The 23,120-nt window shown below is 71.5% G+C and carries 21 protein-coding genes and 1 pseudogene; 15 read left to right on the top strand and 7 right to left on the bottom strand.

Annotation, left to right across the window (positions count from 1 at the left end):
• Positions 1-25 precede the first annotated feature (25 nt).
• The 7 genes from ABD211_RS06070 to ABD211_RS06040 all read left to right on the top strand — a co-directional run bounded on the left by ABD211_RS06070 (position 26) and on the right by ABD211_RS06040 (position 6,225).
• Positions 26-1,051 (top strand): gluconeogenesis factor YvcK family protein, encoded by a 1,026-nt coding sequence (locus ABD211_RS06070; protein ID WP_344127077.1) that lies wholly within the window; start codon positions 26-28, stop codon positions 1,049-1,051.
• A gap of 7 nt (positions 1,052-1,058) precedes the next feature.
• Entirely contained in the window at positions 1,059-2,039 is a 981-nt protein-coding gene (gene whiA / locus ABD211_RS06065; RefSeq protein WP_344082772.1) for a DNA-binding protein WhiA, read from the top strand.
• A gap of 194 nt (positions 2,040-2,233) precedes the next feature.
• Positions 2,234-3,238 (top strand): type I glyceraldehyde-3-phosphate dehydrogenase, encoded by a 1,005-nt coding sequence (gene gap, locus ABD211_RS06060; RefSeq protein ID WP_344127075.1) that lies wholly within the window; start codon positions 2,234-2,236, stop codon positions 3,236-3,238.
• A gap of 55 nt (positions 3,239-3,293) precedes the next feature.
• The gene (locus tag ABD211_RS06055) at positions 3,294-4,490 is read left to right on the top strand and encodes a phosphoglycerate kinase (protein WP_344127073.1); all 1,197 of its coding nucleotides are present in this window, start codon (positions 3,294-3,296) and stop codon (positions 4,488-4,490) included.
• The gene (tpiA, locus tag ABD211_RS06050) at positions 4,490-5,281 is read left to right on the top strand and encodes a triose-phosphate isomerase (protein ID WP_344127071.1); all 792 of its coding nucleotides are present in this window, start codon (positions 4,490-4,492) and stop codon (positions 5,279-5,281) included. Before ABD211_RS06055 ends, tpiA begins: the two co-directional genes overlap by 1 nt.
• Before the next feature lie 135 nt (positions 5,282-5,416).
• Positions 5,417-5,671, top strand: coding sequence for a preprotein translocase subunit SecG (gene secG, locus ABD211_RS06045; protein WP_344127069.1), 255 nt, complete (start codon positions 5,417-5,419; stop codon positions 5,669-5,671).
• 200 nt (positions 5,672-5,871) lie between these two features.
• Entirely contained in the window at positions 5,872-6,225 is a 354-nt protein-coding gene (locus tag ABD211_RS06040; RefSeq protein ID WP_344127067.1) for an RNA polymerase-binding protein RbpA, read from the top strand.
• A gap of 31 nt (positions 6,226-6,256) precedes the next feature.
• On the opposite strand, the gene pgl is transcribed toward ABD211_RS06040, so the two are convergent.
• The 6 genes from pgl to tkt form a co-directional block, all read right to left on the bottom strand.
• Complete coding sequence (pgl, locus tag ABD211_RS06035) at positions 6,257-7,027, bottom strand: 6-phosphogluconolactonase (RefSeq protein ID WP_344127065.1); 771 nt, start codon at positions 7,025-7,027, stop codon at positions 6,257-6,259.
• A 2-nt stretch (positions 7,028-7,029) separates the two neighbouring features.
• Positions 7,030-8,028: a glucose-6-phosphate dehydrogenase assembly protein OpcA gene (locus tag ABD211_RS06030; RefSeq protein WP_344127063.1), complete on the bottom strand. Its 999-nt coding sequence runs from the start codon at positions 8,026-8,028 to the stop codon at positions 7,030-7,032.
• A gap of 28 nt (positions 8,029-8,056) precedes the next feature.
• Entirely contained in the window at positions 8,057-9,601 is a 1,545-nt protein-coding gene (gene zwf, locus ABD211_RS06025; protein WP_344127061.1) for a glucose-6-phosphate dehydrogenase, read from the bottom strand.
• A gap of 80 nt (positions 9,602-9,681) precedes the next feature.
• Positions 9,682-11,322, bottom strand: a complete 1,641-nt coding sequence (locus ABD211_RS06020) for a glucose-6-phosphate isomerase (protein WP_344127059.1) — start codon at positions 11,320-11,322, stop codon at positions 9,682-9,684.
• Positions 11,319-12,422: a transaldolase gene (gene tal / locus ABD211_RS06015; RefSeq protein ID WP_344127057.1), complete on the bottom strand. Its 1,104-nt coding sequence runs from the start codon at positions 12,420-12,422 to the stop codon at positions 11,319-11,321. Before tal ends, ABD211_RS06020 begins: the two co-directional genes overlap by 4 nt.
• Positions 12,423-12,437: 15 nt before the next feature.
• Positions 12,438-14,627: a transketolase gene (gene tkt / locus ABD211_RS06010; RefSeq protein WP_425560360.1), complete on the bottom strand. Its 2,190-nt coding sequence runs from the start codon at positions 14,625-14,627 to the stop codon at positions 12,438-12,440.
• Positions 14,628-14,845: 218 nt separating this feature from the next.
• Here tkt and ABD211_RS06005 point away from each other — a divergent pair, with 218 nt between their 5' ends.
• From ABD211_RS06005 to ABD211_RS05980, 6 genes and pseudogenes are all read left to right on the top strand, one after another.
• Positions 14,846-15,820, top strand: coding sequence for a heme o synthase (locus ABD211_RS06005; RefSeq protein ID WP_425560359.1), 975 nt, complete (start codon positions 14,846-14,848; stop codon positions 15,818-15,820).
• A 189-nt stretch (positions 15,821-16,009) separates the two neighbouring features.
• Positions 16,010-16,345, top strand: a complete 336-nt coding sequence (locus tag ABD211_RS06000; protein ID WP_344127053.1) for a hypothetical protein — start codon at positions 16,010-16,012, stop codon at positions 16,343-16,345.
• 122 nt (positions 16,346-16,467) lie between these two features.
• Positions 16,468-17,319 (top strand): ATP-grasp domain-containing protein, encoded by an 852-nt coding sequence (locus ABD211_RS05995; RefSeq protein WP_344127097.1) that lies wholly within the window; start codon positions 16,468-16,470, stop codon positions 17,317-17,319.
• A 748-nt stretch (positions 17,320-18,067) separates the two neighbouring features.
• Positions 18,068-18,229, top strand: a pseudogene (locus tag ABD211_RS05990) (sigma factor); the annotation flags it as partial.
• A gap of 11 nt (positions 18,230-18,240) precedes the next feature.
• Positions 18,241-18,621 carry an RNA polymerase sigma factor gene (locus ABD211_RS05985; RefSeq protein ID WP_344127051.1) on the top strand — a complete coding sequence of 127 codons (381 nt, stop codon included), beginning with the start codon at positions 18,241-18,243 and terminating at the stop codon, positions 18,619-18,621.
• Positions 18,614-19,882 carry a beta propeller repeat protein gene (locus tag ABD211_RS05980; RefSeq protein ID WP_344127049.1) on the top strand — a complete coding sequence of 423 codons (1,269 nt, stop codon included), beginning with the start codon at positions 18,614-18,616 and terminating at the stop codon, positions 19,880-19,882. Before ABD211_RS05985 ends, ABD211_RS05980 begins: the two co-directional genes overlap by 8 nt.
• 48 nt (positions 19,883-19,930) lie before the next feature.
• Here ABD211_RS05980 and ABD211_RS05975 read toward each other — a convergent pair whose 3' ends face one another.
• The gene (locus ABD211_RS05975; RefSeq protein WP_344127047.1) at positions 19,931-20,875 is read right to left on the bottom strand and encodes a COX15/CtaA family protein; all 945 of its coding nucleotides are present in this window, start codon (positions 20,873-20,875) and stop codon (positions 19,931-19,933) included.
• A 100-nt stretch (positions 20,876-20,975) separates the two neighbouring features.
• Between ABD211_RS05975 and ABD211_RS05970 the strand changes: the two genes are divergently transcribed.
• Positions 20,976-21,710 carry a helix-turn-helix transcriptional regulator gene (locus ABD211_RS05970; protein WP_425560358.1) on the top strand — a complete coding sequence of 245 codons (735 nt, stop codon included), beginning with the start codon at positions 20,976-20,978 and terminating at the stop codon, positions 21,708-21,710.
• Positions 21,707-23,119: a Fe-S cluster assembly protein SufB gene (gene sufB / locus ABD211_RS05965; protein ID WP_344127045.1), complete on the top strand. Its 1,413-nt coding sequence runs from the start codon at positions 21,707-21,709 to the stop codon at positions 23,117-23,119. Before ABD211_RS05970 ends, sufB begins: the two co-directional genes overlap by 4 nt.
• Position 23,120 lies beyond the last annotated feature (1 nt).

Below are 23,120 nucleotides of genomic sequence, written 5' to 3'. Positions count from 1 at the left end.
GCTGGAGCGCGGCGGAGGCGTCGACATGACGTCCCCCACGAGGGTCGTTGCGTTCGGTGGCGGCCACGGGCTCGCCTCGATCCTGCGCGGGCTGCGCCTGCTGCGGGACCCGCTGCACCTCGACATCACCGCGGTCGTGACGGTGGGCGACAACGGCGGGTCCAGCGGCCGGCTGCGCGCCGAACGCGGCGGGCTCCCGCCTGGTGACCTGCGCCAGGCGCTCGCCGCGCTCGTCGACCCCGAGGACGAGATCGGTGTGGCGGCGGCCGACATGCTGCAGTACCGGTTCGGCGGGGCGGCCCCGCTGGCCGGGCACGCCATGGGCAACCTGCTGCTGTGCGGGCTCATCGAGCACTACGGCGACCCGGTGGCGGCACTGGACCTGGCGGCGACGCTCATGCGCGCCGGCGGCCGGGTGCTGCCCATGTCGCGTACGCCCGTGGACATCGAGGCCACCGTGCGTGGCGCCGATCCGGGCCGGCCCGCCGACGTGCTGGCGGTGCGCGGCCAGCACGCCGTCGCCGTCACCCCCGGCGAGGTGCTCTCGTTGCGGCTCGCCCCGCAGCGGCCCGAGGCCTGCGCGGAGGCCGTCGCCGCCGTGCACGCGGCCGACTGGCTGTTGTTCGGCCCCGGCTCCTGGTACACGAGCGTGATCCCGCACCTGCTCGTGCCGAAGCTCGCCGACGCGATCCTGTCGAGCCCCGCCCGGCGGTTGGTGACGCTCAATCTCGTGGCCGAGGGGGAGACGTCCGGGCTGTCGCTGCCGGATCATCTTCGGGCGCTCGGCCGTTACCTGCCTGGCCTGCGAGCAGATGTAGTTCTTGCCGACGTTAACGCGATCGGCGATCCCGCCGGACTCCGCGCTGCGGCAGAATCGCTGGGTGCCCGGGTCGTCTCGGCCGCGGTGGCCGTCACCGACGGCGCCCCGCGGCACGATCCGGACGCGCTGGCGCAGGCGCTGCGAGCGGTGCTGGCGACCCATCCGGCTGCGGCCGGGGCCGCGACCGTGCAGGACCAAGGACCCATAGGCCAGAAAGCCCCCGCGAGGTGACGACACTATGGCGATGACCGCTTCGGTCAAGGACGAGCTGAGTCGGGTGGACGTGTCCAAGCCCTGCTGCCGACGCTCGGAGATGGCGGCACTGCTGCGCTTCGCCGGCGGGCTGCACATCGTCTCGGGCCGCGTCGTGGTGGAGGCCGAGCTGGACACCGGCGTCGCCGCGCGGCGCCTGCGGCGCGAGATCGCCGAGGTGTACGGGTACCCGAGCGAGTTTCACGTGCTCGCGTCCGGCGGTCTGCGCCGGGCCAGCCACTACATCGTCCGGGTCGTCAAGGACGGCGAGGCCCTGGCCCGCCAGACCGGCCTGCTCGACGTCCGCGGCCGGCCCGTGCGCGGCCTGCCCCCGCACGTGGTGTCCGCGAGCACCTGCTGCGCCGTGGCGGCCTGGCGCGGCGCCTTCCTGGCGCACGGCTCGCTGACCGAGCCGGGCCGCTCCTGCGCGCTGGAGATCACCTGTCCGGGTCCGGAGTCGGCGCTGGCGCTGGTGGGCGCCGCCCGCCGCATCGGCATCGCCGCCAAGGCGCGCGAGGTCCGCGGCGTGGACCGGGTCGTGGTCAAGGACGGCGACGCGATCGCCGCGCTGCTCACCCGCATCGGCGCACACGCCAGCGTGCTCTCGTGGGAGGAGCGGCGGGTACGCCGGGAGGTGCGGGCCACCGCGAACCGCCTGGCCAACTTCGACGACGCGAACCTGCGAAGGTCGGCTCGCGCGGCCGTGGCGGCCTCCGCACGGGTGACCCGCGCTCTCGACATTCTCGGCGACGACGCGCCCTGGCACCTGACGAGCGCGGGTCGGTTGCGTCTGGAGCACCGGCAGGCCTCCCTGGAGGAGCTCGGCGCGCTCGCCGACCCGCCGCTCACGAAAGACGCGATCGCCGGTCGAATCCGCAGACTTTTGGCGCTGGCCGACAAGCGGGCCCGCGACCTGGGTATTCCTGACACGGAGTCGGTCGTCACGGCCGAGATGCTCGCCAGCTGAGGCGCGCGTCACCCCCTCGGTTTCCACCCCGTTTCCGCGCGCGGTCCGCTGCTCGGATAGTGTCAAGGGGTGCGGCGATGAGGCCGTGGTTCGGTCTCACGCCCGGCCACCATCTTCGACTGCGGCGGGTGGCCGATCGGATCTAATGAGCCGGCCGGAGAGGTCGGCGCACAGTGGCGAGGAGCTGAATCCCTGTGACCATCCGGGTTGGTATCAACGGCTTTGGCCGGATCGGCCGGAACTTCTTCCGTGCGGCGCTTGCGCAGGGCGCGGACATCGAGATCGTTGCCGTCAACGACCTCACCGACAACACGACGCTCGCTCACCTGCTGAAGTACGACAGCATCCTGGGCCGCCTCGACGGCGAGGTGAAGGCCACGGCCGACGACATCACCGTCGGCGGGCACACCTTCAAGGCCCTCGCCGAGCGTGACCCGGCCAAGCTGCCCTGGGGCGACCTGGGCGCGGACGTCGTTATCGAGTCGACCGGCTTCTTCACCGACGGCACCAAGGCCAAGGCCCACCTCGACGGCGGCGCCAAGAAGGTCATCATCTCGGCCCCGGCCAAGAACGAGGACGTCACGGTTGTCTTCGGGGTCAACCACGAGCAGTACGACCCGGCCGCGCACAGCATCATCTCGAACGCGAGCTGCACCACGAACTGCCTCGCGCCGATGGCCAAGGTGCTCAACGACGAGTTCGGCATCGTCAAGGGCCTGATGACCACGATCCACGCGTACACGCAGGACCAGAACCTGCAGGACGGCCCGCACAAGGACCTGCGCCGCGCCCGCGCCGCCGCCCTCAACATCGTGCCCACCTCGACCGGTGCCGCCAAGGCCATCGGCCTGGTGCTGCCCGAGCTCAAGGGCAAGCTCGACGGCTACGCGCTGCGCGTGCCGGTCCCGACCGGCTCGGCCACCGACCTGACCTTCACCGCCGGCCGTGAGACCACGGTCGAGGAGGTCAACGCCGCGATCAAGGCCGCCGCCGAGGGCCCGCTCAAGGGCGTTCTGGTCTACACCGAGGACGACATCGTCTCGACCGACATCGTGACCGACCCGGCGTCGTGCATCTTCGACGCGGGCCTCACCAAGGTCATCGGCGACCAGGTCAAGGTCGTCGGTTGGTACGACAACGAGTGGGGCTACTCGAACCGCCTCGTCGACCTGGTCAAGCTGGTGGGGGCGTCGCTGTGAGTGCGAGGAGCGCAGCGGAGCGGAGCCCCGCAGTCGCGAACGGAAAGCAGGCTCTGTGACGATCAAGACGCTCGACGACCTGTTGAGCGAGGGTGTTGCGGGTCGGCGCGTCCTGGTGCGCGCCGACCTCAACGTCCCGTTCGACAAGGCCGACCCGTCGGTCATCTCCGACGACGGCCGCATCCGCGCGGTGCTGCCGACCATCGTCGCCCTGCGTGACGCGGGCGCCCGGGTGGTCGTCATGTCGCACCTCGGCCGCCCCAAGGGCGCGCCGGACCCGAAGTACACCCTCGCCCCCGTGGCGGTGCGGTTCAGTGAGCTGCTCGGCTCGCCCGTGGTCTTCGCGGACGACACCGTCGGCGCCTCGGCGCGGGACGCGGTCTCCCAGCTGACCGACGGCGGCGTCGTGCTGCTGGAGAACCTGCGCTTCAACGCCGGCGAGACCAGCAAGGACGAGGCCGAGCGGGGCGCGTTCGCCGCCCAGTTGGCGGCCTTCGGCGAGGCGTACGTGGACGACGCGTTCGGTGCCGTGCACCGCAAGCACGCCAGCGTCTACGACGTGCCGGCCCTGCTGCCGCACTACGCGGGCGGCCTGGTGCTGCGCGAGGTCGAGGTGCTCTCGACGCTGACCGGCAACCCCGAGCGGCCCTACGTGGTCGTCCTGGGCGGGTCGAAGGTCTCGGACAAGCTCGCCGTCATCCAGGCGCTGCTGCCCAAGGTCGACACGCTGCTCATCGGCGGCGGCATGTGCTTCACCTTCCTCAAGGCCCTCGGCTACGAGGTCGGCAAGTCGCTGCTGGAGGACGACCAGGTCGACACCTGCCGCGACCTGCTGGCCAGCGGCAAGATCAAGGTGCCGACCGACATCGTGGTGGCGGACAAGTTCGCCGCCGACGCGCAGGTCGACACGGTCGCCGCCGACAAGATCCCGGCCGAGTGGCTGGGCCTCGACATCGGCCCCGACTCCGTGGCCGCGTTCGCCGAGGCACTGGGCACCGCGAAGACCGTCTTCTGGAACGGCCCGATGGGCGTGTTCGAGCTGGCGCCGTTCGCGGCCGGCACGCGGGGCGTCGCCGAGGCCATCACGAAGGTCGACGGCTTCACGGTGGTCGGCGGCGGCGACTCGGCCGCGGCCGTGCGCGCGCTGGGCCTCGACGAGGGCGCCTTCGGTCACATCTCGACCGGTGGCGGCGCCTCCCTGGAATACCTGGAGGGCAAGACCCTCCCCGGCGTGGCCGCCCTGGAGAAGTGATGACCGAGAACACCCGCCGGCCCCTGATGGCCGGCAACTGGAAGATGAACCTCAGCCACCGTGAGGCCAACAAGCTGGTGCAGGACCTCGCCTTCCGCCTCAACGAGAAGCAGCTCGCCGAGGTCGAGGTCGTGGTGCTCCCGGCGTTCACGTCGATCCGGACCGTGCAGTCGGCCATCGACGGGGACAAGTTCCTGATCGGCTTCGGCGCGCAGGACATCTCCCAGCACACCTCCGGCGCGTACACCGGCGAGGTCTCCGGCGCGATGCTGGCCGGCCTGGGCTGCACGTACGCGGTCGTGGGCCACTCCGAGCGGCGGGCCTACCACAACGAGGACGACGCCCTGGTCAACGCCAAGGTGAAGGCCGCGCTGGCCAACGCGATCACGCCGATCCTGTGCGTGGGCGAGGGCCTGGACATCCGCGAGGCCGGCACCCACGTGGCGTACACCCTGGCCCAGCTCGACGGGGGCCTGGCCGGCCTGAACGCCGAGCAGGCGAAGAAGGTCGTCATCGCGTACGAGCCGGTCTGGGCGATCGGCACCGGCAAGACCGCCACCCCCGAGGACGCGCAGGAGGTCATCGGCGCGATCCGGGTCCGCCTGGGCGAGCTCTACGACGCCGAGGTGGCCGGGGCGATCCGGATCCTCTACGGCGGCTCGGTGAAGGCCTCGAACGCGGCCGGGATCATGGCGAAGCCGGACATCGACGGCGCTCTGGTCGGCGGCGCGAGCCTCGACGCCGAGGAGTTCGCGGGGATCTGCCGCTTCAACGAGGTGGCTGTCAGCTGACGCGTGTTCCGGGCCCGGGTGTCGCACCCGGGCCCAGGGGCAGCGGGCTGGCGAGCGCCCGGTATCCTTGACGGGCCGTCGTCCGGCGTCCCATCCGAACGACGACTTCCATGACCCGAGAGGACTTCGACCACCATGGCGTTCGCGTACACCCTGGTCGTGCTGCTCATCATCACGAGTGTGCTGTTGACGCTGCTCATCCTGCTCCACCGTGGTAAGGGTGGCGGTCTCTCCAGCATGTTCGGCGGCGGCGTCTCGTCGAGCCTCGCCGGCTCGTCGGTGGCTGAGAAGAACCTCGACCGCTACACCATCGTGGTGGGCGTGATCTGGTTCGCCTGCATCGTCGGTTTCGGGCTGTGGCTCAAGCTTGCCGAAAGTGGCAGTATCTGAAATCCGCAGTTCGTCCTAGACTCAAGCGCGCGACGTGTAGTCACACGTCGCGCGCTGGTCTATTTCACCCCCAGTAGACCGGCTCCGTCCCAGCGGTCCCGTGGTCCCCATCTTCCCCCACGGGCACTGTTGAAACATGCGCACCACCACGTTATGCGCACCACCAGGTTGTCATCCCCGGGACACCAGGAGCGAAAGTCGTGGCAAGTGGTAACGCCATTCGAGGGACTCGCGTCGGTTCCGGCCCCATGCGGTGGGTCGACGCCAGCCAGGACCGCACAGAAGCGGTCGCCCGGACATCCATCTCCTACTGGTGCGCCAACGGCCACCAGACGACCCCGTCCTTCGCGGCCGACGTGCCGCCGCCCTCGCTGTGGGAGTGCCCGCGCTGTGGCCTCCCCTCGGGCCAGGACGAGCACAACCCGCCCGCGCGCCCGCGCTCGGAGCCGTACAAGACCCATCTGGCGTACGTGAAGGAGCGTCGCTCCGACGCGGACGCCGCCGCGATCCTCGAAGAGGCCATGCGCCGCCTCCACGAGCGCCGCCCGAGGTGACGCGCCGCCACCGCCGGCGCCCTCCGGGGCGCTAGCGGAGGCTGCGCAGGCGCGGCGAGACGTCGCGGGCGGCCTCCCGGTCGAGGAGCCACAGGGTGCGCTCCAGGCCCTGCACGCCCGCGGCAGGCAGCTGGACAGGCCCGCCGCCCGCCATGGCCAGACCCACCGCGCCGGCCTTACCGGCCCCCGCGGCGATCAGCCACACCTCCGTCGCGGTGTTGATGGCGACCTGGGTGAGCGTGATCCGGACCGGAGGCGGCTTCGGGGCGCCCCGCACCGCCGTGACCGTCCGGGTGTCGTACGCCGCCGGGTGCTCCGGGAAGACGGACGCGATGTGCCCGTCCTCGCCGACGCCGAGCAGCACCAGGTCGAACGGGGGCAGCGACGGGCTGCCGGCCCGCCCGGCCAGGGCCAGCTCGTCGGAGTACCGACCCGCGGCCGCCTCCGGGTCGTCGCCGTCCGGGCCGTCGCTGGCCGGCATGGGGTGCACCCGCGCCGGGTCCAGCGGCACCGCGTCCAGCAGCGCCGCGCGCGCCTGGGTCTCGTTGCGCTCCGGGTCGCCGGACGGCAGGAACCGCTCGTCGCCCCACCACAGGTCGACCTTCGACCAGTCGACCGCGTCGCGGGCCGGGCTGTCGCGCACCGCCGCGTAGATCGCCGCCGCGCCGCGCCCGCCCGTGAGCACCACCGAGGCCGTGCCCCGGTGGCTCTGGGCGTCGATCAGGCGCACGATCAGCCGGGCCGCCGTGGCCTGCGCCATGGCGTCGGCGTCCGGGTGGACGACCACACTGGTCTGGGACATGGTCAGGCCGCCTTGCCGTTGGTCTCCTCGGCGCGGGCCGCCAGCGCCGGGTCCTGCCAGATGTGCACCCGGGTGGCGGGCCGGGTGTGCAGCCCGTCGAGCCCGGCCAGGGCGCCGAGCGCGTCCGAGTAGATCTGGTCGGCGTCGAGCCGGCGCAGCTCCTCGGCCAGTTCCTCGCCGAGCGGCCGGCGGGTCAGGGGCAGCGGGTGGTCGGGCTGACCCGACCGGCGGAACACCGCCGCGTCGTTGTCCCGGGTGAGGCTGAGCTCGTCGCCGTTGGCGCAGTTCAGCGTCACGGTCGTCATGCGGGGCGCGGCCGCGTCCGCGACGAACCTCGGCTCGATCTTCAACCGGGACGCGAGCCAGCCGCGCATGAGGGCGGCCGTCGGGTCGCTCTCCGGGGCGGTCACCGAGGCAGCCACGACCGGCGAGTCGACCGTGTCGAACGCGCCCGCCACGAGCGTGCGCCACGGGGTGATCCGGGTCCACGCCAGGTCGGTGTCACCCGGCGCGTAGTCGCGGGCGCGCTGCAGCAGCGTCGCGATGGGGTCGGGGGACTGCTTGGCGTCGGTCACCCGGCGGTCCGCGACCACCCCGAGGAAGTCGTAGGCGATGCGCTCCGGCGGCTCGCCGTGCCACCACGTCACCACCGGGACGTCCGGGGCGAGCAGCGGCATGACGACCGATTCGGCGTGCAGCGCGAGGCGGCCGTACATGCGCATGACCACGGCCTCGCACGGGCCGAGCCGGCCGCCGACGATGATCTCGGCGTCGAGCCGGCTGGTGCTGCGGTCGATGTCGGAGCGCACCACGATCAGCACCCGGCACGGGTGCGCCGACGCCGCGATGGTCGCCGCCGCCTCCGCGTCGCGGACGCTCTTCTCGTTGACCACGGCGACCATGGTCAGGGCCAGGCCACTGGTGACCCCGCCCGCGCTGCGCCGCTCCGCAGCGAGCGCCTTGACCACCTCGCGCCCGGTGGTGTCCCAAAGCCCGATCATGCGATAACTCCCGTAGTCGACATCGTGATCACGCTCGACGCCATGCGCGTCCCTCGCGGGCCAGCATCTCGTCCGCCGCGCGCGGACCCCACTCGCCGGCCCGGTAGGTCTCCGGCTTGACCCCGGCCCATGCCTCCTCCAGCGGGTCGATCACCCGCCAGCCCGCCTCGACCTCGGCGGCGTCCGGGAACAGCGTCCGGTCGCCGATGAGGACGTCGAGGATGAGCCGCTCGTACGCCTCGGGGGAGGAGTCGGTGAACGCCTCGCCGTACTGGAAGTCCATGGTGATGTCGCGGACCTCCATCGCGGTCCCCGGCACCTTGGAGCCGAACTTCAGCGTCACGCCCTCGTCGGGCTGCACCCGGATGACCAGCTGGTTGTTGCCCAGCATCTCCACGTCGGCCGGGTGGAACGGCAGGTGCGGCGCCTTCTTGAACAGGATCGCGACCTCGGTGACCCGGCGCGGCATCCGCTTGCCGGCCCGCAGGTAGAACGGCACCCCGGCCCACCGCCGGTTCTGGATGCCCAGCGTCAGCGCGACCCAGGTCTCCGTGGTGGAGTCGGCGGGGATGTTGTCCTCTTCGAGGTAGCCCTTGGCCCGCTCGCCGGCCACCCAGCCCTGCAGGTACTGGCCGCGCACCGTGTCCCGGGCGATGTCCGCCGGCAGGGTGATCGCGCGCAGCACCTTGAGCTTCTCGGTGCGGATCTCGGCGGCGTCGAAGCTCGTCGGCTCCTCCATGGCGACCATGGCGAGCAGCTGCATCAGGTGGTTCTGCACCACGTCGCGGGCCGTGCCGGTGGCGTCGTAGAACGCGCCCCGGCTGCCGATGCCGACGTCCTCGGCCATGGTGATCTGCACCGAGTCGATGTACCGGCTGTTCCAGACGGGCTCGAACATCGCGTTGGCGAAGCGCAGCGCCAGGATGTTCTGGACCGTCTCCTTGCCGAGGTAGTGGTCGATGCGGAACACGTCCTCGGCCGTGAACACGTCGTCGACCAGGTCGTTGAGCTGCTTGGCCGTCTCCATGTTCTCGCCGAACGGCTTCTCCACGACGACCCGGCGCCAGCCGCCGGAGCGCTCGTTGGAGGCCATGCCGGTGCGGCCCATCTGCTTGAGCACCGTGGGGAACGCGGTCGGGGGGATGGAGAGGTAGAACGCGGCGTTGCCGTGGATGCCGTGACTGTCGCGCATCTCGTCCAGCGTGGCGGCCAGCCGGTCGAACGCGGCGTCGTCGTCGAACGAGCCCGGCACGAACCTGATGTTGCCGGACAGGCGGGCCCACACCTCCTCCCGCCAGGGCGTCCGGGCGTGCTGCTGGGCGGCCTCCTTGGCCAGCTGCTCGAAGACGCCGTGGTCCCAGTCGCGGCGGGCGAAGCCGACCACGACGAAGCTGGGCGGCAGCAGGCCCCGGTTGGCCAGGTCGTAGATGGCCGGGATGAGCTTTTTGCGGGCAAGATCGCCGGTGACGCCGAAGATGACCAGGGCGCACGGGGCGGGGATACGGGGCAGCCGTCGGTCCTGCGGATCGCGTAGCGGGTTGTTCGACTGCGGTTGCGCCGCGGTCTGTGCCATCAGGCCTCCTGGCTCGATGATCCCTTATTCGGACACCGGCGCCGGGGTTACCGGCGCCGGTGGGCTGCGTGTCTTCAGGTTCAGGCGGTGGCGAGTCGCCGCGCGGCGGCGACCAGTTCGGCCACGCCGGCGGCGCGGTCGGTCAGGTGCAGCCGCAGCAGCGGCCGGCCCCGGCCGGCGAGCGCCTGCCGGTCGCCGGCGGGCTGCGCCGCCTGCAGCACGCCGAACGTGTACGGCTGGCCGGGCACGTCGAGGTCGTCGGTGACCGCGCCGGTGACCTGCAGGTACGCCCCGACCTGCGGGCCGCCCTTGTGGTACTGGCCGGTGGAGTGCAGGAACCGCGGCCCCCAGCCGAAGGTGACCGGCCGGCCGCTCGCGCGCGCCAGCTCGGGCCGCACCAGCGCCGCATCCGCGTCGCCGAACCGGTCGAGGTAGGCCATCGCGGCGATGTAGCCGTCCGCCCCGGCGGCCGCGATCAGCGCGGTCAGGGCCTCGGCCAGCGTCTCGGGCGAGCCCAGGTTCTCCGCGTACACCTCGACGGCGCCGTCGGTGAACAGCGGGGTCTCGGCCGGCGCGCCGTTCGTCAGGATCGCCTTGGTGTTGTCCTTGCTCTCGGTCACGTTCGGCTGGTCGAACGGGTTGATCCCGAGCACCCGCCCGGCGAGCGCCGTGGCGACCTCCCAGGCCAGGAACTGCGCGCCCAACGGCCCGTTGACCGCGACGTCCGGCGCGACGCCGCCGCCCGGGAACGTCGCCGGCGCCAGCGCCCCGCCCGTGGTGACGGTGAGCACGTCGTCGCCGGTCGCGCCGGGTGACGTGGGCGTCTCCACGACCACGGGCAGGATGCCCCGGCCGAGCTTGCCCGTGGACTCCGCGATGAGCTGCTCGGCCCAGTCGCCCAGGCCCGTGATGCCGGTGCCGTCGTCGACCAGGGCCACCTTGTCGCGGCCGGCGAGCGCCGCCGCGCCGAGCGCCGCACCCAGCGCCAGGGCCGGGTTGTCGCCGCCGCTGGCGATCGTGCGGGCCAGCTCGTCGGCCTGGTCGAGCAGCTCGGCCACGTCCGCGCCGGCCAGCGCGGTCGGCACCAGGCCGAACGCGGTCAGCGCCGAGTACCGCCCGCCGACCTCCGGGTCGGCCAGGATGAGGTGCGCGCCCATCTCCCGGGCGGTCGCCTCCAGCGGCGAGCCGGGGTCGGTGACGATCACGAAGTGCCGGCCGATCTCGGCCTCGGGCAGCCCGGCGTCGGCGAACGCCTGCCAGTACGCCCGGCGGTGGCTGTCGGTCTCGACGGTCGAGCCGGACTTGCTGGCCACCACGACGACGGTGCGGTCCAGGCGGTCGGCCAGGGCCGTACGCACCTGGTGCGGGTCGGTCGTGTCGAGCACCGTGAGCCGTAGGCCGAGGGTGAGCGCGATGACCTCGGGCGCCAGCGACGAGCCGCCCATGCCGGCGAGCACGACGTGGTCGAGGTCGGACAGCTCCTCGCGGAGCGCGGCCAGCGCCGGCACCAGCTCCCGGCTGCGGGTGGCGGTGTCCACCCAGCCGAGGCGGATCTTCGACTCGGCCTCGGCGTCCTCGCCCCACAGGGTCGGGTCCTTCTGCGCGAGCAGACCGGGGACCCCGTCCTTCACGAGCTGTGCCCGCGTACTCTCCGCGCCTTCCACCAGGCCCGCACCGCGGACGGTGAGCCCGCCCGCGGCCTCAAGATCGTCGGTTGTCACACTGCCTCCAGCTGTGCCTTGACCGCGGCGAGCAGCTCAACCCAGCTCGCCTCGAACTTCTCCACACCCTCGCGCTCCAGCACCGCGACCACGTCGTCGTAGTCGATGCCCAGCGCGGCCAGCTGGTCGAGGACCACCTGCGCCTGCGCGTAGGACGCCTGGGCGATGTTCGGGGTGGTCTCGCCGTGGTCGGCGTACGCGTGGATGGTCGGCTCCGGCATGGTGTTGACCGTGCCGGGCGCGACGAGCTGCTCGACGTACATGACGTCGCGCAGGTCGGGGTTCTTCGTCGACGTCGACGCCCACAGCGGCCGCTGTGGGTGCGCGCCGGCCGCCTTCAGCTCGTCCCACGTCACGGTCGAGAAGACCCGCTCGTAGTGCTGGTAGGCGAGCTGGGCGTTGGCGATCGCGGCCTTCGCCTTGAGCGCCCTGGCCTCGTCCGTGCCGATCTTGTCGAGGCGCTTGTCCACCTCGGTGTCGACCCGGGACACGAAGAACGACGCCACCGAGCCGATCCTGCTCAGGTCATGGCCGTTGGCGCGGGCCAGCTCCAGGCCGGACAGGAACGCGGCCATGACGGCCTCGTACCGCTCCAGGCTGAAGATCAGCGTCACGTTCACGCTGATGCCCTTGCCGAGCACCTCGCTGATGGCCGCGAGGCCGGGCACCGTCGCCGGGATCTTGATGAACAGGTTCTCCCGGTCGACGAGCCGCCACAGCTCCTCGGCCTCGGCGATCGTCTTCTCCGTCTCGAACGCCAGCCGCGGGTCGACCTCGATCGAGACCCGGCCGTCCACGCCGTCCGACGCGTCGTACGCGGGGCGCATGATGTCGCACGCGTCGCGCACGTCCTGCGTCGTGAACGCCCGGACGGCCGCCTCGGCGTCCGCGCCGGCGGCCTTCAGCTCGCGCAGCTGGTCGGCGTAGTCGTCCGCCTCGGCAAGCGCCTTCGCGAAGATCGTGGGGTTGGTGGTCACGCCCACGACGTGCTGGTCGCGGTTGAGCGCGGCCAGCCCACCGGAGGTGATCCGGGCGCGCGAGAGGTCGTCGAGCCACACGGCCACCCCGGCGGCCGAGAGCTCCGCAAGCCTGTCAGTCATTGCCGTCTCCCTTGGTCAGTTGCCGGTGGTGGTGCCCGTGATCTCGCCGACCTTGGCCAGCGAGGCGTGCGCGGCCGCGACCACGTGGTCGGGCGTGAAGCCGAACTGCTCAAAGATCACCTGGTACGGCGCGGAGGCGCCGAAGTGCTCCAGGCTGACCGCCTCGCCACAGTCGCCGATCAGGTCCCGCCAGGACATGGCGATGCCGGCCTCGACGCTGACCCGCGCTTTGACGCCGCGCGGCAGCACGCTCTCGCGGTAGGCCTGGTCCTGCTCGCGGAACCACTCCTGGCAGGGCATCGACACGACCCGGGTCGGGGTGCCGGCCGCCTCCAGCCGCTCGCGGGCGGTCAGGCAGATGGCGACCTCCGAGCCGGTGCCGATGAGGATGACCTGCGGCTGTCCATTGCCCGCGTCGGCCAGGATGTAACCGCCCTTCGCCGTGCCCTCGGCGCCCGCGTACTCCGCACGGTCGATGACCGGCAGGGCCTGGCGGCTCAGCGCGAGCGCGCTCGGGCGGTCGGTGTGCTCCAGCGCCACGCGCCACGCCCACGCCGTCTCGTTCGCGTCGGCCGGGCGGACCACGTCGAGGCCCGGGATCGCGCGCAGCGCGGTCAGGTGCTCGACCGGCTGGTGCGTCGGGCCGTCCTCGCCGAGGCCGACCGAGTCGTGCGTCCAGACGTAGATCACCGGCAGCTTCATCAGGGCGGCCAGGCGCACCGAGGGGCGCATGTAGTCGCTGAAGATGAGGAACGTGCCGCCGTAGGGGCGGGTGCCGCCGTGCAGGGCGATGCCGTTGAGGATCGCGCCCATGCCGTGCTCACGGATGCCGAAGTGCAGCGTGCGCCCGTACTCGTGGCCGGGGAACTCCTTGGTGGCGAACTCGGCCGGGACGAACGACGGCTCGCCCTTCATCGTGGTGTTGTTGGACTCGGCCAGGTCGGCCGAGCCGCCCCACAGCTCCGGCAGCACGCCGGCGAGCGCGTCGAGGGTCTTGCCGGACGCGGCGCGGGTCGCGATGCCCTTGGGGTCCGCGGGGAACTGCGGCAGCGCGTCGGCCCAGCCCTGCGGGAGGGTACGCGTCGACAGCCGGTCGAACAGCGCCTTGCCGTCCGGGTTGCCGGCGGCCCAGGCGTCGAAGCCCTGCTGCCACTCGGCGGCCGCGGCGCGGCCCCGGTCGACGAGCCTGCGGGCGTGCGCGATGACCTCGTCGGCGACCTCGAAGGTCTGCTCCGGGTCGAAGCCGAGCACCCGCTTGGTGGCGGCGACCTCGTCCTTGCCCAGCGCCGAGCCGTGGATCTTGCCGGTGTTCTGCTTGTTCGGCGCGGGGAAGCCGATGATCGTGCGCAGCGCGATGAACGACGGCTTGTCGGTCACGGCCTTGGCGGCCTCGAGCGCGGCGTACAGCGCCTCGATGTCCTCGTGGTAGCCGTCCGGGGTGCGCCAGTCGACCGTCTGCACGTGCCACCCGTACGCCTCGTAGCGGGCGGCGACGTCCTCCGACTTGGCGATGCGGGTGTCGTCCTCGATGGAGATCTCGTTGTCATCCCAGAGGAAGACGAGGTTGCCCAGCTTCTGGTGGCCCGCGAGGGCGCTCACCTCGTGGCTGATGCCCTCCTCGATGTCACCGTCCGAGCAGAAGGCGTAGATGTGGTGGTCGAACGGGCTGGTGCCGGCGGGCGCGTCGGGGTCGAACAGGCCCCGCTCGCGACGGGCGGCCATGGCCATGCCGACGGCGTTGCCCAGGCCCTGGCCGAGCGGTCCGGTGGTCGTCTCGACGCCGGGGGTGTGCCCGTACTCCGGGTGACCGGGGGTGAGCGAGTTCCACTGCCGCAGCGACCTGAGGTCGTCGAGCTCCAGCCCGTAACCCGAAAGGTAGAGCTGGATGTAGAGGGTCAGGCTGCTGTGTCCGCAGGAGAGCACGAAACGGTCACGCCCGGCCCAGGTGGGGTTTGTCGGGTCGTGCCGCATGACCTTCTGGAAGAGCAGGTAGGCCGCGGGCGCGAGGCTCATCGCGGTGCCAGGGTGGCCGTTCCCGGCCTTCTCCACGGCGTCCATCGCCAGGACGCGAACGGTGTCGACCGCCCGGCGGTCGAGCTCAGACCAGTCAAGAGAGCTGGTGGTCACGGCAGTTGTGCTCCTCGCGCGGACAGGCCCGTCGGCGCGGTGAGGATGGTGCCGCGTCGGACAGGGCGTTTCGGCCATCAGCCAAGAGGCTACTCAGGCCACGCGACCGGTCCACGTCGTGGTCGGCACGGTCCGGAACTCGGGACTGGAATTTCCGGTGAACGCCGACGCGGCCGGGGTGCCGCAGCACCCCCGCAGGCCAGGCGTACCCTGTTCTGCGTTCGGAGACCCCATGCGACGCCGGAAGGTGACCAGACCGCAGTGACAGCCCTGGAGCCAGGCCGGCGGGTGCGCGCGTGAGCACGATCGCTAATAGGCCCGTCGAATCCGTGCCAGCTCAGGCTCTGCCTGCCGAACCCCGCGTTGACCAGGCTGTTCCGGTTGTCGTCGCCCGCCCCCGGCTGGCCGTCGTCCGGGCCTACGTCGCGCTCACCAAGCCGCGCATCATCGAGCTGCTGCTGGTCACGACCATCCCGGCGATGCTGCTGGCCGACCGGTCGGTGCCGTCGCTGTGGCTGATGGCGGTCACCCTGGTCGGCGGGGCCCTGGCGGCCGGCGCGGCCAACGCGCTGAACTGCTACATCGACCGCGACATCGACCAGCTCATGAGGCGTACGTCACGTCGTCCGCTGCCGGCGCACACCGTCTCCGACCGGGGCGCGCTGATCTTCGGGTTGGCCCTGGCGGCCGTGTCGACCCTGCTCATGCTGGCGTTCACGAACCTGCTGGCCACGGCCCTGACCGTCGCGGCGATCGTCTACTACGACGTGATCTACACCATGTGGCTCAAGCGCACGACGCCGCAGAACACGGTGTGGGGCGGCGCCTGCGGGTCCGCCCCCGTGCTCATCGGCTGGGCGGCCGTCACCGGGTCGCTGTCGTGGCAGGCCTGGATCATGTTCGCGATCGTGTTCTTCTGGCAGCCGCCGCACTTCTACGCGCTCGCCATCAAGTTCAAGGACGACTACGCGCGCGCCGGCATCCCGATGCTTCCGGTGGTGGCGTCGCTACGCAGAGTGGGCATCGAGTCGGTCCTCTACGGGTGGCTCACCCTGATCGCATCGCTTGCGCTCTTCTTCACCGGAATGACCTATCTGTACGGAGCTGTCGCCGTCGTGACCAGTGCGCTCTTTGTGCTTGAGGCGCACCGCATGCTCGGGCGGATCCGGCGAAACGAGCAGGTCAAGCCGATGCGGCTGTTCCACTGGTCGACCTCGTACCTCACGATCCTGTTCGTGATAATCGCGATCGATGCCCTGATTCAATCCTGAAACGCCCGACTTCCCGTCGGACGTAAATTCCTCCGCACTAACGAACGTCTGTCACAGACAGTTACGGCAGTCTTAGTCGGATATTTCCCCTCGGACACCATCAAACTCGCGAGCGATTTTCGTAACACGGCTCACACCTGTGTCACGGATAGGGCCCGTATCGCCATCCACGTGCCTAGGCTGCGAGGTATGGCAGATGGTTCCGATACGACCTTGACCGTGTCCCCGGCGCCGTCGGCGGGCTCCCTTTCCGGGCTAGTCGCCGGTATCCGGTCCTTCGCCTCCGTCCATGGCGGGGCGACGGCGGTCATTGAGTACGTCGGCAAGCGCGGTGCCCGCATCGTGCTGGTCGGCCAGGACGGCGCTTGGGGCGACCAGTTCGCCGAGGCGACGGACGTGGCACGCTTCGCCTGCGAGAAGGCGGGCGTGACCGTGGAGAACGAGTGGGAGCGGGAGTTGATGGAGCAGATCCGCCCCAGCAACGACCTCTGGCGTTCGATGGGCCGGCGCACGCTGGCCCGCTGAGCACCGCACCCCTCTCCGCCGGGCGTCCATCCGGCGGGAACGTTCTTCTCCTGACCCCCAGTTGACTCGACCGCGAAGAGTCTTCGCAGGTCGGATNCCGGGCGCGAGCCCGGCTCCCTCTCATTACCTGTCAGGACCTGCCCCAGCTCGAGGACGACGACCGCCTCGTCATCGACCCCCTCGCTCGGCGCGGTGTCGACGCGGTCCCGGTCGTCTGGGACGACCCGTCCGTCGACTGGTCGGTCTTCTCGCTGGCCGTGCTCCGGTCGCCCTGGGACTACTCCCGGCGCCGCGACGAGTTCGTCGCCTGGGCCGCGACCGTACCGGCGCTCGCCAACCCGGCAGCGACGGTCGCCTGGAACACCGACAAGCGCTACCTCGCCGAACTGGCGGCGGCCGGCGTGCCGGTCGTGCCCACCACGTGGCTGTCGCCCGGCGACCCCGTCGAGCTGCCGGCCGACGGCGAGTGGGTGATCAAGCCGGCCGTGAGCGCGGGCAGCGTCGACACGGGCCGCTACAACCTGACCGACCCGTCCCACCGCGCGCTGGCGCTGTCCCACGTGGCGCGGCTCGTCGAGGCCGGCCGGGTGACGATGCTCCAGCCGTACCTGCCGGCCGTGGACACCTACGGCGAGACGGCCCTGCTCTACCTCGGCGGCCGGTACTCCCACGCGATCCGCAAGGGACCGATGCTCGACGGCCCGGACCTCGGCGTCGAGGGCCTCTACAAGGAGGAGGCCATCACGCCCCGCACCCCGACCGACGCCGAGCGCGCGGTCGCGGACGCGGTCCTGGCCGCCGTCCCGGGCGGCGCCGACCACCTGCTCTACGCCCGCGTCGACCTGATCCCCGGCCCGGACGGCTCCCCGCTCCTCGTGGAACTGGAGCTGACGGAACCGTCCCTGTTCCTCGGCTACGCCGACGGCGCCGCGGACCGCCTGGCGACCGCCATCACAGGCACCCTGGGCCGCTGACCCAGCCCACCCCAAGATCTTGGGACGAAACGGCCGCGGGGGCGACCGTTCCGTCCCAAGATCGTATGGCGGGGCGTCGCCCCTCGCCACAAGCGACCTCTTGGCGACGCCGACACCCGCCCACCTCGCCAAGGGCGACCCCTTGGCGGCTCGGCATGGCGGGCGGCCTGCCACATGCGTACATCCGGCGGGCTGGGCGGCCGCGCCAATCGCCACATGTGAACCTCTGGCGAGACGCGGGCAGCTTCCCCTCACCAACTGTGCGCATCTGGCGAGCGCGGCAGCTCTGGACCCGCTAGATGTGCACTTCTTGCGACGTGCGCGGAGCCCTGACCCGCCAGAAGCGCACATCTGGCGACGCGCGAGCCCGCCAGGCCCGCCAGAAGTGCACATCTGGCGACGCGCGAGCCCGCCAGCCTCGCCAGAAGTGCACATGTGGCGACGCGCGAGCCCGCCAGCCTCGCCAGAAGCTCACATGTGGTGGCGGCGGCGACGCTCAGCCTCGCCAAAGGCGCACTTCTGGCGGCGTGCGAGCCCGCTAGCCCCGCCAGAAGCGCACTTCTGGCGGCGTGCGAGCCCGCTAGCCCCGCCAAAAGCGCACTTCTGGCGGCGTGACGGCGGTTCTGTGTCGGCACGTGCGCGGCTGGCGGCGTGATGGCTCTCGGGTCCGCGGGTGGCGCGGGGGTGCAACCTGGCGGGGCGGTGGGGCGTCATGGTCACGACGCTCCACTGGGGAGCGGCCTAGGGGGTGTCGGTGACGACGGGGTGGGCAGAGGTCTACGAGACCCGGTACAGGCGGCTGGTGACCCTGGTCGCGGCCATTACCGGGTCGGTGACCGAGGCGGAGGAGGCCGTCCAGGAGGCCTTCGTCCGCGCTCTCGGCCTCACGGGGCGGCGCGCCGTGGTCGAGGACCCGGAAGCGTGGCTGTACCGGGTCGCGGTGAACTACTCGCGCTCGCGGGTGCGCCGGCTGCTGACCGCGCGCCGGTTCGCGCCGAATCTAGCGGCCGGTCCACCGGGGCCCGACGAGCATGGCCGGGCGGACACCCGGGTCGCGCTGCTGGCCGCGCTGCGGACGTTCCGTTCGCGCAACGCGAGGCGCTGGCCCTGCACTACCTGGCCGATCTGCCGATCGAGGAGATCGCCACCCGTACGGGAACCCCGGTCGGCACCGTCAAGGCCCGCCTCTCGCGCGGCCGCGACGCGCTCAGCCGGCTGATGGCCAGCGATAACACCGCGACAACGAACTCCACCCACACGATGACCATGAGTGCCGCCGCGAAGGGAGGCCGTCATGCCTGATCTCGACCTGTCCCGGGACTTCGCCGCCCTCGGTGACCACCTGGCCGGTGCCGTCCGCCAACCGGACTTCAGCGTGGTGCGCGACGCGCGCCGGCGGCGCACCGCCCATGTCGCCGTTGCCGCCGTCGCGGCGCTCGTCCTGCTCGCCTCGGGCGGGGTCGCCGCGGCGGTCGGTGGCCGGCCGACGGCCGCACCCGAGGTGGTGGCCACCGTGCCGTCGGTGACCGCGCCGACGGACGACGCCGAGCCCACGGACGACGCCGAACCCACGGCGGAGGCCGATCCCACGGACGACACCGGGCCGCCCTCGCTGCCGGAGGGCGACAGCATCGAGTCCGTCGACGTGACGCCGGACGGCGTCGTCTACGCGATCCGCGGGCGGTGCTCGGGCGACGACCCGTGCGCCGAGGGCGGTACGACGTACACGATGCTGCGCTACACCGCCGGGGACGGGTGGCGCGATCTCGGCGAGGTGGAGCGGCTGCAGATGGGCATCCAGGTGGTCGCGACGAGCGCCACGTTGGTGTGGACGGTCAGCGGCCCGTTCGTGCGCGGCTCGTCGAACGGCGGGGCGACCTGGCACGACTTCGAGCTGGACACGCAGGCGAACGCGTCGGGCCCCGCGGTGGTGGGCGCGTGGGGCAACGCGGCCTGGTTCGCCTGGGCCGACAAGGTCTACGTCGCGACGAACGGCGGCCAGCCCCGGCCCACCACGGCCCCGCCGAACGCCGACGCGCAGGTGGCGCAGGTGGTGTCCGGCGGGCCGAAGGTCGCGTACCTGCAGCGCGGCGGCGGCGACGCCCTGGTGTGGTACGTGACGACGGACGGCGGCGCGCGCTGGTCGACGCTGCCGGACGTGTGCCCGGTCGGCGGCACCCTCACGTCGCTGACCGTGGGGCCTGATGGCACCCGCTGGGGCATCTGCGACGGTCGGACCGGGCTACTCCTGATGTCGTCCGCGAACGGTACCCAGTGGCGCACGGTGGAGACGCTGGCCGCCGATGGCAGCGGCTACGAGGTCCACCCGACGACCACGGAGGTCTGGGTCGGCGGCGCCGCCGGCCGGATGTACCACAGCTCGGACCGGGAGAACTGGTTCTCGATGGCCGTCCCCGGGGTGGCGAACGGGCTGCGGTCCTGCCTCGGGCTGGGCGCCGGGGACGCGATGTGCCTGGTGTGGCCGAGCGGGTCGGGCAAGGTCGAGGTGCACCTCACGGTGAACACCGGCGCCAGGTGGTCGAAGACCGACCTGGTCGACTGAGGCCCGGTTGATCACGGCGGCCCGTCCCCACCCGGGGGCGGGCCGCCGTCAGCGACCGGCCAAAGCCGGGGCGGGGGAGGCGGGTACGACGTCCGCGGCGGGTGCGGTGACCCGCGCCCGCACCACGTCGTAGACGGCGAAGGTGGCGATCCAGACGAGGCACGAGCCGCCCATGTGCGCGGCGACGAGCGCCGCGGGCAGGTGCGTGAAGTACTGCACGAACCCGATCAGCCCCTGGGCCAGCTCCACGACCAGCAGGATCACGGCCGTCCGGGCGGGGCCTCCGGTTGCCTTCAAAACAAAGACCATGGCGATCGACAGGCCGATCAGCAGCATCACCAGGTCGACGTGCAGCTGGGAGATCATCTCCGGGTCGAGGCCCGTGCGGCGCGCCTTCTCGTCGCCGGCGTGCGGGCCGCTGCCGGTCACCACCACCCCGGCGACCAGGACCAGGGCGCTCACCACGACGAGTACGCCGCCGAGACGGCGTACCGCGGTGGGTGCCTGCCAGGACGGAGCGGGAGCCGCGCCCGTGGCGGCGACCAGCGCCCAGGCCGCGGCGATCACCGCCATGGAGGCCAGGAAGTGCAGGCCCACGACCCACGGGTTGAGGTCGCTGAGCACGGTGAAGCCGCCGATGACCGCCTGCGCGGGGATGCCGGCGAACACGAGCAGGGCCAGCCGGGTCTCGGTCCGGTCCCGGCCGCCGGCACGGCGGCGCGCCTCGGCCAGGACCACGCACAGCACGGCCAGCAGACCGACCACGAAGGTCAGCATGCGGTTGCCGAACTCGATCGCGCCGTGGATGCCCATGGCGGCCGTGGTGACGTAGGAGTCGTCGGTGCACCTGGGCCAGGTGGGGCAGCCGAGGCCGGAGCCGGTCAGCCGGACCACCCCGCCGGTGATCACGATGCCGACGTTGGCGGCCAGCGAGGCGAGCGCGAACCAGTTCAGGATGGTGCGGGAGACCGCCAGGGCGGTGAGACGTGACACCCGGTCATCGTACGGAGCGCGCTGACGTGGGCCGGATCACCATGGTTTCTTAGGTAACCCTGGTTTGCGGGGCACCGGCGAAATACGTAACGTTGACGTTGTGAAAACCCTGGCAAGCTCGAGTGAGGCGCCCGTCGAGGCGCCCGTCTCCGCAGCTCAGGGGGACCGTCGCACCCGCACGCGGGTGGCCGCGCTGCTCCTGGAGCACGGCGGCGCGACCGCCGGGGAGCTCGGCGAGCACCTGGGGCTGAGCCCCGCGGCGATCCGCAAGCACCTCGACGCCATGCTCGCGGACGGCCAGGTGGTCTCCCGCGAGCAGCCCGCGCAGGGGCGCCGGGGCCGGCCCGCCAAGATCTTCTCGCTCACCGACGCCGGGCGGGTGGCGTGTGGCCCGCATCACTACGACGACCTGGCCGGCGCCGCGCTGCGCTACCTGGCCCGTCAGCACGGCGACGCCGAGGTGGCCCGGTTCGCCGCCGCCCTGGTCGGCGCCCTGGAGGAGCGGTGCGAGGCCGCCATGGGGCAGGGGGGTGACGACCCTCTCCTGCGGGCGGAGGCGCTCGCCGACGCCCTCTCCGCCGAGGGCTACGCTGCCAGCGCCACGGTGATCGCGTCGGGCGGGCAGCTGTGCCAGCACCACTGCCCGGTCGCGCACGTCGCCGCCGAGTTCCCGCAGCTGTGCGAGGCCGAGACCCAGGTGATCTCCCGCCTGGTGGGGTCGCACGTGCAGCGACTCGCGACGATCGCCCACGGCGACGGCGTGTGCACCACCTACATCCCGACCCGTCCGTTGCCGCTAGTCACAAGGAAAGCCGAGAAGGTGCAGCAGTCATGACCGAAACCGCAGCTGACCAGCTTGCCGGCCTGGGCAATTACGAGTACGGCTGGGCGGACACCGACGTCGCCGGAGCCAACGCCCGCCGTGGCCTCAACGAGGACGTCGTGCGCGACATCTCGGCCCGCAAGAACGAGCCCGAGTGGATGCTCGACCTGCGGCTGAAGGGCCTGCGGCTGTTCGACCGCAAGCCCATGCCGAACTGGGGCGCCGACCTCACGGGCATCGACTTCGACAACATCAAGTACTTCGTGCGCTCGACGGAGAAGCAGGCCGCGAGCTGGGACGAGCTGCCCGAGGACATCAAGAACACGTACGACCGGCTGGGCATCCCGGAGGCGGAGAAGCAGCGCCTCGTCGCGGGCGTTGCCGCGCAGTACGAGTCCGAGGTGGTCTACCACAAGATCCGTGAGGACCTGGAGCAGCAGGGCGTCATCTTCCTCGACACCGACACCGGTCTCAAGGAGCACGAGGACATCTTCAAGGAGTACTTCGGCACGGTCATCCCGGTGGGCGACAACAAGTTCGCCTCGCTGAACACGGCCGTGTGGTCCGGCGGCAGCTTCATCTACGTGCCGAAGGGCGTGCACGTGGAGATCCCGCTGCAGGCGTACTTCCGGATCAACACCGAGAACATGGGCCAGTTCGAGCGGACGCTGATCATCGTCGACGAGGACGCCTACGTCCACTACGTCGAGGGCTGCACCGCGCCGATCTACTCGTCCGACTCGCTGCACTCCGCGGTCGTCGAGATCATCGTGAAGAAGGGCGCCCGCTGCCGGTACACGACCATCCAGAACTGGTCGAACAACGTCTACAACCTGGTCACCAAGCGCGCCGTGGCGCACGAGGGCGCGACCATGGAGTGGATCGACGGCAACATCGGCTCCAAGGTGACGATGAAGTACCCGGCCGTCTACATGGTCGGCGAGCACGCCAAGGGCGAGGTGCTCTCCGTGGCCATGGCCGGCGAGGGCCAGCACCAGGACGCCGGCGCCAAGATGGTGCACGCCGCGCCGCGCACGTCCAGCACGATCATCTCCAAGTCGATCGCCCGGGGCGGCGGCCGCACGAGCTACCGCGGCCTGGTGCAGGTGCTGGAGGGCTCCAGCGCCAGCAGGTCGACCGTGAAGTGCGACGCGCTGCTGGTGGACACGATCTCCCGCTCCGACACGTACCCCTATGTGGACATCCGCGAGGACGACGTGGCCATGGGCCACGAGGCGACCGTCTCGAAGGTCTCCGAGGACCAGCTCTTCTACCTGATGAGCCGCGGTCTGTCCGAGGACGAGGCGATGGCGATGATCGTCCGTGGCTTCATCGAGCCGATCGCCAAGGAACTGCCCATGGAGTACGCGCTGGAGCTGAACCGGCTCATCGAACTGCAGATGGAAGGGGCTGTGGGCTGAC

This window comes from Luedemannella flava (assembly GCF_039528515.1).
GTDB classification, from domain to species: domain Bacteria; phylum Actinomycetota; class Actinomycetes; order Mycobacteriales; family Micromonosporaceae; genus Luedemannella; species Luedemannella flava.
Note: the sequence above shows the minus strand (reverse complement) of the source record. Positions and strands in the feature narration are given on the sequence as shown.

Bases quoted from the DNA above. Each gene is read 5' to 3' on its own strand.
- pgl (WP_344127065.1), bottom strand. From the start codon at position 7,027: ATGTCCCAGACCAGTGTGGTCGTCCACCCGGACGCCGACGCCATGGCG.
- tal (WP_344127057.1), bottom strand. From the start codon at position 12,422: ATGACTGACAGGCTTGCGGAGCTCTCGGCCGCCGGGGTGGCCGTGTGG.
- ABD211_RS06030 (WP_344127063.1), bottom strand. From the start codon at position 8,028: ATGATCGGGCTTTGGGACACCACCGGGCGCGAGGTGGTCAAGGCGCTC.
- zwf (WP_344127061.1), bottom strand. From the start codon at position 9,601: ATGGCACAGACCGCGGCGCAACCGCAGTCGAACAACCCGCTACGCGAT.
- tkt (WP_425560360.1), bottom strand. From the start codon at position 14,627: ATGGCCGAAACGCCCTGTCCGACGCGGCACCATCCTCACCGCGCCGAC.
- ABD211_RS05980 (WP_344127049.1), top strand. From the start codon at position 18,614: ATGCCTGATCTCGACCTGTCCCGGGACTTCGCCGCCCTCGGTGACCAC.
- secG (WP_344127069.1), top strand. From the start codon at position 5,417: ATGGCGTTCGCGTACACCCTGGTCGTGCTGCTCATCATCACGAGTGTG.
- tpiA (WP_344127071.1), top strand. From the start codon at position 4,490: ATGACCGAGAACACCCGCCGGCCCCTGATGGCCGGCAACTGGAAGATG.
- sufB (WP_344127045.1), top strand. From the start codon at position 21,707: ATGACCGAAACCGCAGCTGACCAGCTTGCCGGCCTGGGCAATTACGAG.
- ABD211_RS06000 (WP_344127053.1), top strand. From the start codon at position 16,010: ATGGCAGATGGTTCCGATACGACCTTGACCGTGTCCCCGGCGCCGTCG.
- whiA (WP_344082772.1), top strand. From the start codon at position 1,059: ATGGCGATGACCGCTTCGGTCAAGGACGAGCTGAGTCGGGTGGACGTG.
- ABD211_RS06070 (WP_344127077.1), top strand. From the start codon at position 26: ATGACGTCCCCCACGAGGGTCGTTGCGTTCGGTGGCGGCCACGGGCTC.